We start from the raw sequence: 14,287 nt of genomic DNA, 5'->3' as shown, positions 1-14,287 counted from the left end.
CTTACTATCCAGCCAGAGCCTGCACAGTATGCCTCACAGCGTCCGCAGACCAGTCCATGTTCCCGATGGACTCTGCCACGACCTCGCCTTTTCCGTTCAGGATCAGCGAACGCGGCACGCCGTGAAGGGACATGATATCCGGCGTCAGTTCCTTAAGGTCATCCGGGCGAACCTGCCGAACGGACTGCACTAAAGCCGCCTGATCCGCAGTCTCCATCATCACGCCCGAGACCGGATCAACCAGCAGCGGCAGGGCATCGATCCCGTGCGCGTCATAGAACGCCCGGACTTTCGGAACCGTACTGCCACGCACAGCCACGGCCACGATCTGCGGTCCATCCGCCCCCAGAGTCTTGGCCGTCGCATTCACGGAGGGCAGTTCCCGGATGCAGGGCGGGCACCAGGTTGCCCAGAAATGGAGGATGAACGGCTTGCCGTACCAGTGCGACAGCGGCACGTCCTGCCCCTGCTCGTTCTGCACGCTCAGCGACGGCAGAACCTTTGGCGTGGCCAGTTTGCCAAAAGAGTTCGGCTCAAATGCCAGCCCCTTGCCATCCTCTTCCTTCTCGGCTGCCGCGATGGCCCGCCCCGAAACCAGAAGGGCTCCGGCCCCGCCCAGAAGATGACGACGCGTCAGGGGAAAACTCATGTTGGAAGTCCATTCTTTCATCGGCAGCAGAGCTCAGCCGCGCATTCCGGCAACAATCTTGTGCAGGGCAGCAGCCGCATCCGGAGCCCCCCAGTCCACAGCCCCAGCAACCGATGCCCGAACGCGGCCTGCTCCATCAATCAGAATCGTTACAGGTATGGCAAGTTCCTCCTGCCCACCCCATGCCTTCAGATCACGCTCATCCACGGTCCAGACAGGCAGTCCGGCAACGTCATTTTCGCTCAGAAACGCCTTAACCGCCGCCGGAGACCCACTGGAAACCGCCACCGGAACGACCGGACAATCCGCTCCCCATGCCCGCATGAACGCTGCCAAGGCCGGCAGTTCATGCCGACAGGGCGGACACCACGTCGCCCAGACATGCAGTAGAAAAGGCGTCCCGCGACGAGAGAGCAGCGACGTTTGCGTCCCGTCGGGCCCGATCAGACTGAACTCTACCGGAGTCAGTGTCGGCCGCCCTGGAACCAGACTGGAAATCGGGGCGCCATGCCTTACGACCAGACCTGCCAGCCGCGACGCGCCAACGCCCACAAGAACAGCCATTCCCGCCGTTCCCCAGAAAACAGTCCGTCGACTGACCGGGCGCCTACTCACGCAGGTTTGGACGCCTGAAGGCCGGACAGAATTTTCTCCAGCGCGGCCTGAGCATCCGGCGCATTCCAGGCCATTTCCCCTTCAACGCTGGCCCGCAGACGGCCCTGCGCATCAATCACGCAGGTCGTGGGCAGGCTCGGCTCGCCGGAAGTGAACCATTGGGAAAATTCATGCTGCCCAAGCGTCCACGGCGCAATATGCGGCAGATTGCCCTGCGCCAGAAACATCATGACCTTCGGCAGCGGACTGGCCACGGCCACCGGGATCACAGGAACGGCCGCACCAGTTTTTTCAAGAAACGCATTCAGCGCGGGCAATTCGAGCCTGCATGGCGGGCACCATGTTGCCCAAAGATGCAGGATAAACGGCCGCCCCCGCATCGTGGACAAGGCAAGCGACGTCCCACCCGGCCCTGCAAGCTGGAAGTTCACGGGCTCAAGCTTCGGCGCACCGGGCGTGAGCGAGGGGAGCATCGGATGCGCGCCTTCCGTCTCAGCAGCGCGGGCGACATTTCCCAGCCCGCAATTGCAGAGGGAAGCCGCCGCGGCTAGGCTGGCGGCTCTTCCAAGAAGGGTTCGCCGGTCGATCTGCTTCCGAATCATCTGTTTACGGTTCCCATGAAAAACGCTCCTGTCGACACACAATCAGATGCCGCTACATCCTTTGAAGGCACAGCCGCCAATCCGCAATGGGGTGGCCGCTTTGCTTCGGGTCCTGCCGCCATCATGGGCGAGATCAACGCCTCCATCGGATTTGACAAGATCCTCTGGCGACAGGACATCCGCGGCTCCCTCGCCCATGCCGCCATGCTCCAGAAAGTCGGCCTGCTGACCGAGACCGAACTGGCCGAGATCCGTCAGGGTCTGGGTGACATTGCACAGGAAATCGGCGAAGGCCGCTTCAAGTTCTCCCCGGCCCTCGAAGACATCCACATGAACATCGAGGCCCGCCTGTCCGAGCGGATTGGCGAAGCCGGCAAGCGCCTGCACACGGCGCGCTCGCGCAACGATCAGGTCGCCACGGATTTCCGCCTCTGGGTCCGCGACGCCATCGACGGCCTGCAGGAGCAGACCGCCTCCCTGATGCGCTCCCTCGCCACCCGTGCGCTGGAACATGCCGCAACGCCGATGCCGGGCTTCACCCATCTTCAGGTCGCCCAGCCGGTCACGTTCGGTCACCACCTTCTGGCCTATGTCGAGATGCTGTCGCGGGACCGCGGCCGCCTGCGCGATGCCCGTGCCCGTCTGAACGAATGTCCGCTCGGCTCGGCCGCTCTTGCCGGAACGTCTTTCCCGATCGACCGCCGCATGACGGCCTCGGCACTGGACTTCGACCGCCCGACCGCCAATTCGCTCGACGCCGTCTCGGACCGTGACTTCGCGCTCGAATTCCTCTCCGCCCTGTCGCTTCAGGCCATGCACCTGTCACGCCTGGCCGAGGAAATCGTGATGTGGGCCTCCGCCCCCTTCGGCTTCATCACGCTGTCGGATGCTTTTACGACCGGCTCGTCCATCATGCCGCAGAAGCGCAATCCGGACGCCGCCGAGCTCGTCCGTGCCAAGATCGGCCGCATCATGGGCGATTTCGTGGGCCTGCTGACAGTCATGAAGGGCCTGCCCCTCGCCTATGCCAAGGACACGCAGGAAGACAAGGAACCCGTCTTCGACGCCACCGAAGCCATGACGCTCTCGCTGGCCGCCATGGACGGCATGATCCGGGACCTAAAAGCCAACACGACCCGGATGCGCGAAGTCGCGGGCATGGGCTTCTCCACCGCCACGGACCTCGCCGACTGGCTGGTCCGCGAACTGCGCGTTCCCTTCCGCACTGCCCATCACGTCACCGGACGTCTGGTCGGCATGGCGGAACAGAAAGGCTGCGATCTGGCCGATCTGTCGCTCGAAGAGATGCAGTCCGTCGAACCGCAGATTAACGCCGGCGTTTTCGATGTCCTGACTGTCGAGGCGTCTCTGGCATCCCGTACCAGCGAAGGCGGCACTGCCCCGGCCAATGTGAAGCATCAGGCCGAAGCATGGCTCGCCAAACTTGGAGAAACCGCATGAGATCACTGCTGCTCGTCAGCATGGCAGTCATGGCCCTCGGCCTGACCGCCTGCGGCAAAAAAGGCGCCCCGCACGCCCCGGGCCCCTCGCAGGACATCACCTATCCCGGCACTTACCCGCCGGAATAAGCTCCTGTCGGCAGGCTCGCCTCCAGAGCCTGCCGTACCAGCGGATGCTCCCGCACCTGCTGAGCCGTCCAGCCCGCCTGCCGCAGAACCCGTACCCCTTCCGCGCCATCCCGCTTGGACAGCTTGTGTCCGTCCGCATCCAGAATGAGCGCATGATGCGCATAATCCGGTTCCGGCCATCCCATCAGGTCCTGCAACACACGCTGGACTGACGTCGCCTCATACAGATCCCGCCCGCGCGTCACGGTCGTCACGCCCTCAAGCGCATCGTCATGCGTGACGCACAGATGATATGACACACCTGTATCCCGCCGCGCCAGAACGATATCGCCGAACGCATCGGCCTTCCCGGCAACGCGCCCGTGCCCGACCTCATTCCAGCCTGGCACGTCCTGCAACACATCCAGCGCCCGACCCATATCCAACCGCCAGACCGGATCACGCTCCTGCCCTTCCCGTGCCACGCCGTGCCGACACGTCCCCGGATAAACAAGGCTCCCATCCGGCGCGACCTGCGTCGCAGCCTCGGCAATCTCCCGTCGCGTGCAGAAACACGGATAGAGCAGCCCCCGCTCCCGCAGATTGCCCAGCACGGCATGATACTCCCTCAGATGCTCCGACTGCTGCCGGACCGGCCCAGCTGAATACAGCCCAAGCCAGTCCAGATCTTCACGCAAAGCCTGTGTCAGTTCCGGCGTACAGCGCGTCGTATCAATATCCTCGATACGAATCAGAAACTTTCCAGCCTTTCCGGCCATGATCCGCGAATACAGCCCCGAGACCACATGCCCCAGATGCAGGAATCCCGTGGGACTCGGCGCAAATCGTGTCGTGGCAGGAGGCGTCATGAATGTGTCACCAGCGTTTGCTTGCGGTCTGCGCAGTTTACTGGAATAGTTTTCTCAAAGAAGCCGACGACACGTGTTTTCCCGCTGTTTGTCCCTTTTCATTCGGCGCCGTAACCCCCGCATGTGTCGTCCTTGCAGAAAGGATGCGTGTGGTGTCCGTCAGCGGTCAGCATTTTCCGGCTCTTGTCCTGAACGCGGATTTCCGTCCGCTGTCCTATTTCCCGCTCTCGCTCTGGTCCTGGCAGGAAGCCGTCAAGGCCGTCTTCCTCGACCGCGTCTCGGTCCTCTCCGAATATGAAGACGCCGTCGTCCACTCCCCCAGCCAGAGCATGCGCCTGCCCAGCGTCATCGCGCTGAAAGACTATATTCCGACAGCCCGCAAGCCGGCCTTCACCCGTTTCAATGTCTTCCTGCGGGACAATTTTTCGTGTCAGTACTGCCATGACCGATTGCCCACGCATGAACTGACCTTCGATCACGTCATTCCCCGCGCCCGCGGAGGCCGTACAACCTGGGAAAACGTCGTCACCGCCTGCAGCCCCTGCAACCTTCTCAAGGGCTCAAAACTGCCAAGCGAACTGGGCATGCACCCGCACCGCAAACCCGTTCAGCCCAGCAGCCGCCTCCTTCAGGAAAACGGGCGCACCTTCCCGCCACACTATCTTCACGAAAGCTGGCGCGATTATCTGTACTGGAATACCGAACTCGAAACCTGAGCACACGTTCAGTCAGTCCAACTTCTGCAAGGATAGACTTCCATGCGTACTGGACTTCTGCTGACGACACTGGCCCTCGGCCTGTCGGTGACCGCCCTGCCCGCTTCCGCGGAAACGTTGCATCTCTTCGGCCCGTTTAAGGGCGAACATGGTGCAACCGCCCCCATCAAGGGCTCGGCATCCGCAATGCTGGATACCACCAAGAACACCCTGACCTACCGTTTCGAAGATAACGGCTTGTCCGGGCCCGTAACGGCAGCCCATCTGCATGGCCCGGCCCCGGACGGTCAGGACGCCGGTGTCCTCGCCCCAATCAACGGCCCTTACACGACCCGCATGACCGGCACGCTCCAGCTCACGCCCGATCAGGTCAAGGAAGTCCAGGCCGGACAGACCTACATTAACCTCCACACGGAGAAATATCCGGACGGAGAAGCCCGCGCCCAGCTCACGACCGAAATGACCGGCCACAAGCATCACATGGAATAAGCGTCTTTTTTAGGCGCATACAAAAAAGGCCTGCCCCACAAGGGACAGGCCTTTTTCGTAACTAGGGTTGAGATGAAGCTCTCACCTCGGAACAGATATTCTTACTGACCGGCCGCATCAGTTTTAGCGTCAGGCACCTTGTCCGAGGTCCCCGGATCAAGGTCATGAGCGGTTTTCTTCGTCCAGACGCCCGTATCGTGAACCGCCTCCTTCGTGCCGTTCTTGGTCGCTTTCCAGCCCTTTTCACTCTCCCGGCCCGTCCAGTGCGCAGCATGGGAAACACCATTCTTCGTGGCATCCCAGCCCTTCACGCTCTGCTTTTTCGTCCAGTCAGCCGCATCGGACGTCCCATGACGGACCGAGGCCCAGGACTGACGCACACTGCGGCAAAGATCGGTCTCACAGGGTTTCTCGGCAGTATCAGCCGCCATGGCCGTCGGCATAAGCACCACACCCGCCACGAGCAACGAAGCGGAAAAAGAAAGAAACCGGATCGACATCAGGATCATCCTTGTTTTGAAAGATTTCACACTGTCACTCCCAAAAGATCCGGACAAGTCCGACATCTCCCTTCGGAAATCACGGCAAAGAAAAACCCCGCATAGCTGCGGGGTTCCCAAAAGTTTCTACCGACCGATTGAATGCAGGATCATTCCCACTCAATCGTGCCCGGCGGCTTGGACGTAATATCGTAAGTCACGCGGTTAATGCCGCGGACCTCGTTGACGATACGCCCGGCCACGCGGTTCAGGAATGCGAAGTCGAACGGATAGACTTCCGCCGTCATACCATCCGTGCTGGTCACGGCGCGCAGGGCGCAGGCCTGATCGTAGGTCCGGCCATCGCCCATGACGCCGACCGTGCGCACCGGAAGCAGAACCGCGAAAGCCTGCCAGATCGCATCATACAGACCGGCGCGGCGGATTTCTTCAAGATAGATCGCATCCACCTTGCGCAGCAGATCCAGCTTCTCCTTGGTAACGTCTCCCGGAATACGGATCGCCAGCCCGGGGCCTGGGAACGGATGCCGCCCGACGATGCTCTCCGGAATACCCAGCTCACGGCCAAGCATACGGACCTCGTCCTTAAACAGCTCACGCAGCGGCTCGACCAGTTCCATGTTCATGCGGTCCGGCAGACCGCCGACATTATGGTGGGACTTGATGGTCACGGACGGGCCACCCGAGAAGCTCACGCTTTCGATCACGTCCGGATACAGCGTGCCCTGAGCCAGGAACTGCGCGCCGCCCAGCTTAGCAGCCTCTTCCTCGAAGACCTCGATAAACAGACGGCCAATCGTCTTGCGCTTGACCTCGGGGTCCGTCACGCCAGCCAGTTCCTTCAGGAACAGCTCGGAGGCGTCACGATGGACAAGACGGATATTGAAGCGGCCGCGGAACGTCTTGACGACCTCATCCGCCTCACCCGTACGCATGATGCCCGGATCGACGAAAATGCAGGTCAGCTGATCGCCGATCGCATCATGGATCAGCTTGGCCGCAACAGAGCTGTCAACACCACCCGACAGACCGCAGATCACACGCCCCGAACCGACCTGCTTGCGGATGCGGGCGATTTCCAGATCGCGGAAACCAGCCATCGTCCAGGTTCCGCTGCAACCCGCAACGTTGTGCGTGAAGTTGCGGATCAGCGCAGCACCATGCGGCGTGTGCACAACTTCCGGATGGAACTGCACGCCATACAAACGTCGCCCCTCATCCGCGATGATCGCGAACGGAGCCCCTTCGGAATGGGCAACGGCGCGGAAGCCCGGCGGAAGCTGCGTGACGCGGTCGCCATGGCTCATCCAGACCTGCTCACGCTTGCCGCGCGCCCAGACGCCCCGGAACAGCGAGCAGTCCTCGGCAATATCGATATAGGCGCGACCGAATTCACGGTGTTCGTGGCTCTCGACCTTGCCGCCCAGCATCTGGCACATCGCCTGCTGGCCATAACAGATCCCCAGCACTGGGCGGTTCAGCGCGAAGACCACATCCGGAATCGGCGGCGCATTTTCGTCATGCACACTGGCCGGGCTGCCGGACAGGATGATGCCGCGCGGATTGAATGCGCGGATCTTCTCTTCCGTTGCCGTGAATGGCCAGATCTCGCAGTAAACGCCGCTTTCGCGGACGCGGCGCGCAATAAGCTGCGTCACCTGGCTGCCGAAATCCAGAATAAGGATACGGTCTTCGTGAAGGGTTTCGTCGAGCTTTTCGACGGTGCTGGCGTCCTGCTGGGTCAATGTCATGGCCTCGCGTTCCGGTTTCATGGTGCCTTTTGAGGCTCTCCTATAAGGTGTTGTGTCGTCTGCGTCATCCATTCTGCAACAAGGAACAGGACCAACATGCGCCTGCCAGCACTTTTCGCCCTCTCCGCCACGGCTCTGCTTGCGGCCTGTGCCGGAACTCCGGACCCCGGCAATGATCCAACCGGCTCATGGGTTGGCGCACTCGTTGCCGATCAGGGTACCTGCCCGACCGAGCGACCCTCAACGCTCCGCATCCGCGACAAGGAAATTCTTTTTACACCGGCTGACGGCTCACAGGTCCTGCACGGAATCTATACGCCCGGGAATCATCACTATCATGCCGAACTCGCGATGACGGACATGAACCACCACAACACCGCTGTCGTCTTCAACGGCTACCCTGTCGGACAGGCCATTGGCGGTATTTTCGGCTCCCCATCCTGCCGCGCGCATATCACCATGACGCGAAACTGAAATTTTTTCCAAAGCGGGGTTGTCAGGTCAGTTAAGCCTCTGTAAAACCCCGCCTCACAGCGCACCCGTAGCTCAACTGGATAGAGCACCAGACTACGAATCTGGGGGTTAGAGGTTCAAGTCCTTTCGGGTGCACCAGTCTTCCTTTTCGGTAAGACTTCTACAATGTGTCCGCACCCGTAGCTCAACTGGATAGAGCACCAGACTACGAATCTGGGGGTTAGAGGTTCAAGTCCTTTCGGGTGCACCACATTGCTTTCCCCTCTTTATAATCTGTCGACAATTCAGTGCCGGACCCGCTTCAGGCAGCGATAGACCTCGTCCCATTCATAGGGCTTGGCCAGAAACATCGTGCCACCAGGCAATCGGCCCAGATCCTGAACACGCGTACCTGATGTCAGAACGACGCCGACATCCGGGCGCTTTTCATGAATGACGCGCGCCAGATCCACACCATCCATATCGCCGGGCATATTCACGTCCGAGAAAATCGTGCCGATATCCGGATGTCGTTCGAGCATTTCCAGAGCCTCGCTGGCATCCCCGGCAAGAGATGCCTCATAGCCGGCTTCCTCGAGCATATCCGCAGCAAGAAAACGCAGCAGCGCCTGATCCTCGACAACAAGGACATGCTTGCGGTTGACCTTTTTATGCTCCCCGCGTGATCCTCCTTTCGGAGTTAACCGGGACGCTGTCGCCTTCATGGGCATGGCATACATGGCAATCACCTTTGGGGTTTGAAAAACCTGTAACACCCTTTCGGGGTTCTGCCGTCTGCAACGTCACGACCGGCCAGATGTTTGCATGTGTGAATTTTTTCTGACGTGCAGTTCCTGCATGGCAACCCGGACCATTTTCGAAAATCTCAGTGCGGTAATGGCGCTGCAAACCCGCCACGACCAGAAGTTGCAAGCACGTCGACCCCGACAATACCCCACTGCCCGTCCGGCTGCTGGACCAGCAGTGGTCCACCGCTGTCTCCACGCGTTGCCGAACAGTCATGATGGATTAGCTGATTAACTGCTAACCCATTGATCTGACACGCAGTATCGCCATACGGCACCTCTGCCCGATCCTGCGGATATCCGACTAGCATGGCCGGAGCGCCCATCCGGGCTTCGCCATAAGGCACGAGATCTTCCAATGCTATGACAGGCCGATCCAGAACCAGTGTCGCCCGATCCTCGGATGCCGTTCCCCCTTCGTTGTCAGGATCATATCCGGGGGCAATAACAAAGTGTGTCACCTGCGCATGAAGCCGGTACTGACCCATCACATACCCCATCAGGACGTGAACATCCTGGGGCTGGATATAATGCCGCGTCGCCGGCAGCCACAGACAATGCGCCGCCGTGACCATCACGGTCGGCGCCACGGCAAATCCGGTGCAACGCCCACCCAGAGACGTCTGAACACGCCCCAGAATCCGCCAGGGCGCCACATTCACGTCCACCACGCTGCGATGACTGTCCGGGCCGAGTCCCGGCAATGCCACGGCCGGAGCGGCCATTGCCCCTCCCCCTGACAGACAGACCATCAGCAGCGCGGCAGCGCATTTCATCCCAGATGATCCGGCCCGAACGCGTCAGGCAGAAGCTCGGCAAGCGTCCGCGTCAGGAGCAGATCTCCCTTCGGCGAGATCATATGCACCTGTAAATCCGGCAGACCAAACTCCCGCAGCTTCTGCCGGCATCCCCCGCATGGCGTGCACGGCGCATCCCCGCCCACGATCACGATTTCCTCAATACGGCGCCCGCCACCCCGCACCATGGCGGCAATCGCGCCCGCCTCGGCACAGGTCCCAAGCGGATAGGCCGCATTCTCAACATTACAGCCGGAATGAACAACACCCTCACACCGCAATGCGGCCCCAACCTGAAAGCGCGAATAGGGTGCGTAAGCACGCGAACGGGCCTCGAGGGCCTCTCGGATCAGTTCCTGTATCATGCCGACGATATTATCCCCTGCGGGTTCAGCTTGGAACATGCTTCCAAGAGCGATACGGTAGCATCATCATGAGTGCACCGCTTCCCTCCGATCCCGCCACCGATCCATCTTTCTCCGACATGCTGGAAACCCGTCCCTCGCTGAAGATGGACGCACGGGACGGCCTGCTGTTCGAAGGCGTGCCCCTGCACGTCATCGCGGCCGCCATCGGCACACCGTGCTGGATCACGGGCGCCGAAACGCTGCGCCGTCGCGCAAAAGCCCTGCGCGCCGCGTTCGAGGCCCGGAACCTGCCGGTGAACATGCATTTCGCCATGAAGTCGCAGGACCATCAGGCCACCCTGACCATCCTGCGCCAGTGCGGCTACGGCGTGGACATCGTCAGCGGCGGTGAAATGCAGCGCGCCCTTCATGCCGGGATTTCGCCTTCGGGCATCGTGTTCTCCGGCGTCGGCAAATCCGATGCCGAACTGCGCGCCGCTGTCGAGCACGACATTGCACAAATCAATGTCGAAAGCGTCGAGGAACTCTACCGTCTGAACGACATCGCCCGCGCCTGTGGCCGCGTCGCGCGCGCCGCCCTGCGCGTCAATCCGGACGTGGACGCCGACACCCATGACAAGATCTCCACCGGCCGCGCCGGAGACAAGTTCGGCATCGAACACCGCCGCGCCGTCGCCCTCTATGGTGAAGCCGCCAGCCTGAGAAACGTCCGCCTCGTCGGCCTCGCCGTCCATCTGGGCAGCCAGATGCTCACCGCAGGCCCTTTTCGCGAAGGCTATGCCCGACTGGCCGACATGGTCCGCGAAATCCGCGCCGCCGGTCATACTGTCGAAGCCGTGGACTGCGGCGGAGGCCTCGGCATCCGCTACCGGGACGAAATCGCGCCCTCACCGGACATGCTTGTCGGCGTTATCGCTGAAACGCTAGGCGATCTCGACGTCCGTCTCAGCATCGAACCCGGCCGCTGGCTCTCCGCCCCCACCGGCCTCCTGCTGACCCGCGTGATCGAGACCAAGGCTGGCAATCCGGACTTCGTCGTGCTCGACGCCGCCATGAACGACCTCGCCCGCCCGTCTCTTTATGAGTCGTGGCACGGCATCATGCCCGTTGCCCCGAGCGGTCTGACCAGTCCCACCAAACTCTGGGACATCGTCGGCCCGGTCTGTGAAAGCAGCGACATCTTCGCCCGCGACCGCGCCCTGCCCGCAGAGACAAAGCGCGGCGACCTGATCGCCCTGCTCGATACCGGCGCGTACGGCTCGGTCATGAGCTCGACCTACAATACCCGCCCGCTTGCGGCACAGGTCCTGATCGACAACGGAAAATGGGAGATCATCCGCCAGCGCCAGAGCGTTGCGGAACTGATTGCAGCCGAAACCGTTCCGGAATGGCTGACAGCTAAGGACGACCATGGCTGAGCCAAACCCGGCCCTCCACCTCAAAGCCCTGCGCCGGAAAGCCCAGCGTGTCCTGTGGTGGGAACGCGCCTGGGAGCCCCTGCGCTGGCCCCTGCTGCTGGTCGCGTTCTACGTTCTGGCCTGCCTTGCGCGTATTCCCCAGTCCCTGCCGGACTGGCTGCATACCCTGCTGGAAGCCGGCGTTCTCGGCACGGCCCTGTGGCTGACCATCACCGGCCTGCGCCGTGTGCCTCCCGTCAGCATTCCCGTGGCCGACCGCCGGATCGAGCAGGATTCCAAACTCGCCTACCAGCCTCTTCTCAGCCTGACCGACCGGCCGGCCTTTGCTGGAAATGGCGAGCAGTCCGCCATCTGGTCCCGCCATGTCGAGCGCGTCACGGCCTCACTCGGCACGCTCCGCGTCGGCCTCCCCCACCCCGAAACCAGCCTGCACGAACGGGTCGCGCTCATTGCCGTCCCTATGGCCATCGTGGTCGCGGCAGTTCTCGGCGGCACGCACACACCCTCGCGTCTTCACGCAGGGCTGATCCCCGGCGTGGATGATGACAGCATTCCGCTCCCCACCCTTCAGGCCTGGATCGACCGTCCGTCCTACGCCCCCGGCGCACCGATTTTCCTCTCCGCCACGGGCCGCAATACGCTTGACGTTCCACAGGGCGCCATTCTGAACACCACCATCACCGGCGCGCATGGAAAACCCGCCCTGCACGGGATCGCCTCGCCCGAACAGAACAGGCTCGACGCTGAAAGCTGGAACAGCCACGGCACGCTGCAACAGTCCGGCACCATCAGTATCGTGGTCCGTGGCCGCACGCTCGGCTCATGGCGCGTAAAAGTCGAACCCGATCTGCCGCCCACCGTCACCTGGGACGGCAAACCCGGACCGCAGAAAGACGACTGGCGCACCGGCCTGCCCTGGCACGTCCACCAGACCTATGGCGTCGCCTCGCTTGAAGCCGAGATCAACCTTCCCGGCCTGACCCGGGGCCGCATCCTGCGCGTTCCCATCCCGCTCGACGGACAGCCCAAGGACGCGAAAGGCGTCGCCACACCAGACCTTTCCTCCGATCCGTTCGCCGGAATGGAAGTCGAAGGCCGCCTGCACGCCAAAAGCGCGTCAGGCCGCGAAAGCCGCAGCGATATCGTCAAATTCCAGATCGCTGCCCGCAAGTTCACCGATCCGCTGGCCCGCGCCCTCATCGCCCTGCGCCGCCGCCTCATGCTCGGCCAGCAGCGCGCCTCGCAGGCCGCAGCCGAACTGAACCTCCTGACGCAGACGACCGACGAACGCGCCATCCTCGCAGCCCTCGGCCTTGAGATCGCCTCCCTCCAGAAAGACGCCCCTGATGGCGCGGCGGACCGTGTGCCCGGTGAGCTCTGGGCGCTGGCGCTTTATCTGGACGATCTGCGCCGCGACGGTCCTGACATTGCAGATGCCGCCGCCGAAGTCCGCGCCGCCCAGCAGGGCGTGCAGCAGCAGCTCGACCACATGCGCGACCTCGGCGACAAGGGCCATAGCCTCCCCGAACAGGAAGAACTCCAGCGCCGCACACAGGCTCTCAAGGATGCCCTGAACCGCCGGATGCAGCTTCTGTTCTCGCGTGCCGCTCAGAGCGGCATCGTCATGCCGCAGTCCGGCACCAGCTCGGCCGATCCGTTCTCGGACGAAATGCGCCGTCTCCAGTCCGAAGCCAATCAGGGTCATGGCGACGAAGCCCTCAAGCGCCTCCAGCAGATGGAAGACATGGCCGAGCGCATGCGTCAGGCCAGCCCCGAGGACCTCAAGGCTCTTGCCGAACAGATGAAGGCACAGGCCGAAGCCCGTGCCCAGCGCGCGGCCCTGCATGATCTCATCCACCGCGAAACCACCCTGCTCGACCACACGCAGTCCCGTCTCTCGGCAGCTCAAAAGGCTGCGGCTCCCCCCGATGACGGCAGCCGACCGGATGTCAGCCAGATGTCCACGGCCGACCTGCTCCGTCAGCTTGGCATGCAGCCCCCGCCCGGCATGGATCAGCCAACGGACGCCAAGCCGCCCGCTCCGGTCGATCCGGTCACGGTCGCTGCACAGTCCGAAGAACGCCGCGCAGACCATGCCCTGCAACGCGCCCTTCAGCGCGTAAACGACATCCTGAGCCACCGTGTGAAGGACCTGACCGGCAAACCCGCTACGGCCTTCAACAAGGCAAAGACGGACATGCAGACCGCGCGTGAAGCTCTCGCGGACCGCAAAGATGCCGAGGCCCAGACTGCCGAGCAGAAAGTCCTCGCCGACCTCTCCGAAGCCGGAAAGCAGATGCGCCAGAACCAGAAATCAGGCGGATCGGGCAAGGGTCAGGGCGGCAGCCTGAGCTTCATCCCGTCTGGCGGCGCAGGTGGTTCCGGCAAACCCCAGCATGGCGCGAAAGGCCAGCAGGGCGATGACGGCGACCAGCCCCAGGCCGGTGACGAAGACGGGGATGACGACGACCAGAAGGATCAGGATCCGCTGGGCCGCAAACTGGGCGAAGGCGACAAGGGCAAGGATTCCGACGCCCATATCCCGGACAAGAGCGCCCGTGACCGCGCCCGCGACATCGAACGCGAACTCCGCCGCCGCGCCTCGGACCGCACCCGCCCGCAAAGCGAACTGGACTATCTGGAACGGCTCCTCAAATCGTTCTGACACAAAAAAAAGCCCGGCGCC

Annotated in this window: 16 protein-coding genes and 2 tRNA genes; 9 read left to right on the top strand and 9 right to left on the bottom strand. The window is 62.4% G+C overall.

The annotated features are described in order from the left end of the window. Positions 1-4 precede the first annotated feature (4 nt). From GRO01_RS03215 to GRO01_RS03205, 3 genes are read right to left on the bottom strand one after another with little or no spacing between them, the layout of a single operon-like run. On the bottom strand, positions 5-649 hold the full coding sequence (locus GRO01_RS03215; RefSeq protein WP_062509424.1) for a TlpA disulfide reductase family protein: 645 nt from the start codon (positions 647-649) through the stop codon (positions 5-7). 33 nt (positions 650-682) lie between these two features. Then, the gene (locus GRO01_RS03210; protein WP_062509326.1) at positions 683-1,213 is read right to left on the bottom strand and encodes a TlpA disulfide reductase family protein; all 531 of its coding nucleotides are present in this window, start codon (positions 1,211-1,213) and stop codon (positions 683-685) included. Positions 1,214-1,260: 47 nt separating this feature from the next. Continuing rightward, entirely contained in the window at positions 1,261-1,866 is a 606-nt protein-coding gene (locus tag GRO01_RS03205) for a TlpA family protein disulfide reductase (protein WP_062509328.1), read from the bottom strand. Between the two features lie 15 nt (positions 1,867-1,881). Here GRO01_RS03205 and argH point away from each other — a divergent pair, with 15 nt between their 5' ends. Next, positions 1,882-3,327: an argininosuccinate lyase gene (argH, locus tag GRO01_RS03200; RefSeq protein WP_141306761.1), complete on the top strand. Its 1,446-nt coding sequence runs from the start codon at positions 1,882-1,884 to the stop codon at positions 3,325-3,327. Further along, positions 3,324-3,455: a hypothetical protein gene (locus GRO01_RS13700; RefSeq protein WP_264787776.1), complete on the top strand. Its 132-nt coding sequence runs from the start codon at positions 3,324-3,326 to the stop codon at positions 3,453-3,455. Before argH ends, GRO01_RS13700 begins: the two co-directional genes overlap by 4 nt. Here GRO01_RS13700 and gluQRS read toward each other — a convergent pair. Beyond that, on the bottom strand, positions 3,440-4,303 hold the full coding sequence (gluQRS, locus tag GRO01_RS03195; protein WP_062509331.1) for a tRNA glutamyl-Q(34) synthetase GluQRS: 864 nt from the start codon (positions 4,301-4,303) through the stop codon (positions 3,440-3,442). The genes GRO01_RS13700 and gluQRS overlap by 16 nt on opposite strands. 143 nt (positions 4,304-4,446) lie before the next feature. Here gluQRS and GRO01_RS03190 point away from each other — a divergent pair, with 143 nt between their 5' ends. Next, on the top strand, positions 4,447-5,019 hold the full coding sequence (locus tag GRO01_RS03190) for an HNH endonuclease (protein WP_034953612.1): 573 nt from the start codon (positions 4,447-4,449) through the stop codon (positions 5,017-5,019). Positions 5,020-5,061: 42 nt separating this feature from the next. Next, positions 5,062-5,508 (top strand): CHRD domain-containing protein, encoded by a 447-nt coding sequence (locus GRO01_RS03185; RefSeq protein ID WP_062509332.1) that lies wholly within the window; start codon positions 5,062-5,064, stop codon positions 5,506-5,508. Between the two features lie 101 nt (positions 5,509-5,609). Here the strand turns inward: GRO01_RS03185 and GRO01_RS03180 are convergent, their stop codons facing one another. Together GRO01_RS03180 and guaA are read right to left on the bottom strand one after the other, a co-directional pair. Beyond that, on the bottom strand, positions 5,610-6,008 hold the full coding sequence (locus tag GRO01_RS03180; RefSeq protein ID WP_062509426.1) for a hypothetical protein: 399 nt from the start codon (positions 6,006-6,008) through the stop codon (positions 5,610-5,612). Between the two features lie 149 nt (positions 6,009-6,157). After that, positions 6,158-7,759, bottom strand: coding sequence for a glutamine-hydrolyzing GMP synthase (gene guaA / locus GRO01_RS03175; protein ID WP_062509428.1), 1,602 nt, complete (start codon positions 7,757-7,759; stop codon positions 6,158-6,160). Between the two features lie 96 nt (positions 7,760-7,855). Here guaA and GRO01_RS03170 point away from each other — a divergent pair, with 96 nt between their 5' ends. From GRO01_RS03170 to GRO01_RS03160, 3 genes are all read left to right on the top strand, one after another. Continuing rightward, entirely contained in the window at positions 7,856-8,233 is a 378-nt protein-coding gene (locus GRO01_RS03170; RefSeq protein WP_062509334.1) for a hypothetical protein, read from the top strand. A gap of 61 nt (positions 8,234-8,294) precedes the next feature. Next, positions 8,295-8,371 (top strand) — tRNA-Arg (locus GRO01_RS03165). Between the two features lie 35 nt (positions 8,372-8,406). Continuing rightward, positions 8,407-8,483 (top strand) — tRNA-Arg (locus GRO01_RS03160). A gap of 34 nt (positions 8,484-8,517) precedes the next feature. On the opposite strand, the gene GRO01_RS03155 is transcribed toward GRO01_RS03160, so the two are convergent. The 3 genes from GRO01_RS03155 to GRO01_RS03145 all read right to left on the bottom strand — a co-directional run bounded on the left by GRO01_RS03155 (position 8,518) and on the right by GRO01_RS03145 (position 10,180). After that, complete coding sequence (locus tag GRO01_RS03155) at positions 8,518-8,952, bottom strand: response regulator (protein ID WP_062509431.1); 435 nt, start codon at positions 8,950-8,952, stop codon at positions 8,518-8,520. 146 nt (positions 8,953-9,098) lie between these two features. Next, positions 9,099-9,794 carry a trypsin-like serine peptidase gene (locus tag GRO01_RS03150; RefSeq protein WP_062509336.1) on the bottom strand — a complete coding sequence of 232 codons (696 nt, stop codon included), beginning with the start codon at positions 9,792-9,794 and terminating at the stop codon, positions 9,099-9,101. Beyond that, entirely contained in the window at positions 9,791-10,180 is a 390-nt protein-coding gene (locus GRO01_RS03145; protein WP_062509338.1) for a cytidine deaminase, read from the bottom strand. Before GRO01_RS03145 ends, GRO01_RS03150 begins: the two co-directional genes overlap by 4 nt. Before the next feature lie 68 nt (positions 10,181-10,248). On the opposite strand from GRO01_RS03145, the gene lysA reads away from it, so the two are divergent. Both lysA and GRO01_RS03135 read left to right on the top strand, forming a co-directional pair. Then, positions 10,249-11,601, top strand: coding sequence for a diaminopimelate decarboxylase (gene lysA, locus GRO01_RS03140; protein ID WP_062509341.1), 1,353 nt, complete (start codon positions 10,249-10,251; stop codon positions 11,599-11,601). Beyond that, a complete protein-coding gene (locus tag GRO01_RS03135; protein WP_062509342.1) occupies positions 11,594-14,266 on the top strand; it encodes a DUF4175 domain-containing protein in 2,673 nt (890 codons plus the stop codon). Before lysA ends, GRO01_RS03135 begins: the two co-directional genes overlap by 8 nt. Positions 14,267-14,287: the final 21 nt, after the last annotated feature.

Source organism: Gluconobacter roseus NBRC 3990 (assembly GCF_006538885.1).
Classification (GTDB): Bacteria; Pseudomonadota; Alphaproteobacteria; order Acetobacterales; family Acetobacteraceae; genus Gluconobacter; species Gluconobacter roseus.
Note: the sequence above shows the minus strand (reverse complement) of the source record. Positions and strands in the feature narration are given on the sequence as shown.

Coding starts and splice junctions, on each gene's coding strand:
- GRO01_RS03215 (WP_062509424.1), bottom strand. CDS start 649: ATGAGTTTTCCCCTGACGCGTCGTCATCTTCTGGGCGGGGCCGGAGCC.
- GRO01_RS03210 (WP_062509326.1), bottom strand. CDS start 1,213: ATGGCTGTTCTTGTGGGCGTTGGCGCGTCGCGGCTGGCAGGTCTGGTC.
- GRO01_RS03205 (WP_062509328.1), bottom strand. CDS start 1,866: ATGATTCGGAAGCAGATCGACCGGCGAACCCTTCTTGGAAGAGCCGCC.
- argH (WP_141306761.1), top strand. CDS start 1,882: ATGAAAAACGCTCCTGTCGACACACAATCAGATGCCGCTACATCCTTT.
- GRO01_RS13700 (WP_264787776.1), top strand. CDS start 3,324: ATGAGATCACTGCTGCTCGTCAGCATGGCAGTCATGGCCCTCGGCCTG.
- gluQRS (WP_062509331.1), bottom strand. CDS start 4,303: ATGACGCCTCCTGCCACGACACGATTTGCGCCGAGTCCCACGGGATTC.
- GRO01_RS03190 (WP_034953612.1), top strand. CDS start 4,447: ATGCGTGTGGTGTCCGTCAGCGGTCAGCATTTTCCGGCTCTTGTCCTG.
- GRO01_RS03185 (WP_062509332.1), top strand. CDS start 5,062: ATGCGTACTGGACTTCTGCTGACGACACTGGCCCTCGGCCTGTCGGTG.
- GRO01_RS03180 (WP_062509426.1), bottom strand. CDS start 6,008: ATGTCGATCCGGTTTCTTTCTTTTTCCGCTTCGTTGCTCGTGGCGGGT.
- guaA (WP_062509428.1), bottom strand. CDS start 7,759: ATGACATTGACCCAGCAGGACGCCAGCACCGTCGAAAAGCTCGACGAA.
- GRO01_RS03170 (WP_062509334.1), top strand. CDS start 7,856: ATGCGCCTGCCAGCACTTTTCGCCCTCTCCGCCACGGCTCTGCTTGCG.
- GRO01_RS03155 (WP_062509431.1), bottom strand. CDS start 8,952: ATGTATGCCATGCCCATGAAGGCGACAGCGTCCCGGTTAACTCCGAAA.
- GRO01_RS03150 (WP_062509336.1), bottom strand. CDS start 9,794: ATGAAATGCGCTGCCGCGCTGCTGATGGTCTGTCTGTCAGGGGGAGGG.
- GRO01_RS03145 (WP_062509338.1), bottom strand. CDS start 10,180: ATGATACAGGAACTGATCCGAGAGGCCCTCGAGGCCCGTTCGCGTGCT.
- lysA (WP_062509341.1), top strand. CDS start 10,249: ATGAGTGCACCGCTTCCCTCCGATCCCGCCACCGATCCATCTTTCTCC.
- GRO01_RS03135 (WP_062509342.1), top strand. CDS start 11,594: ATGGCTGAGCCAAACCCGGCCCTCCACCTCAAAGCCCTGCGCCGGAAA.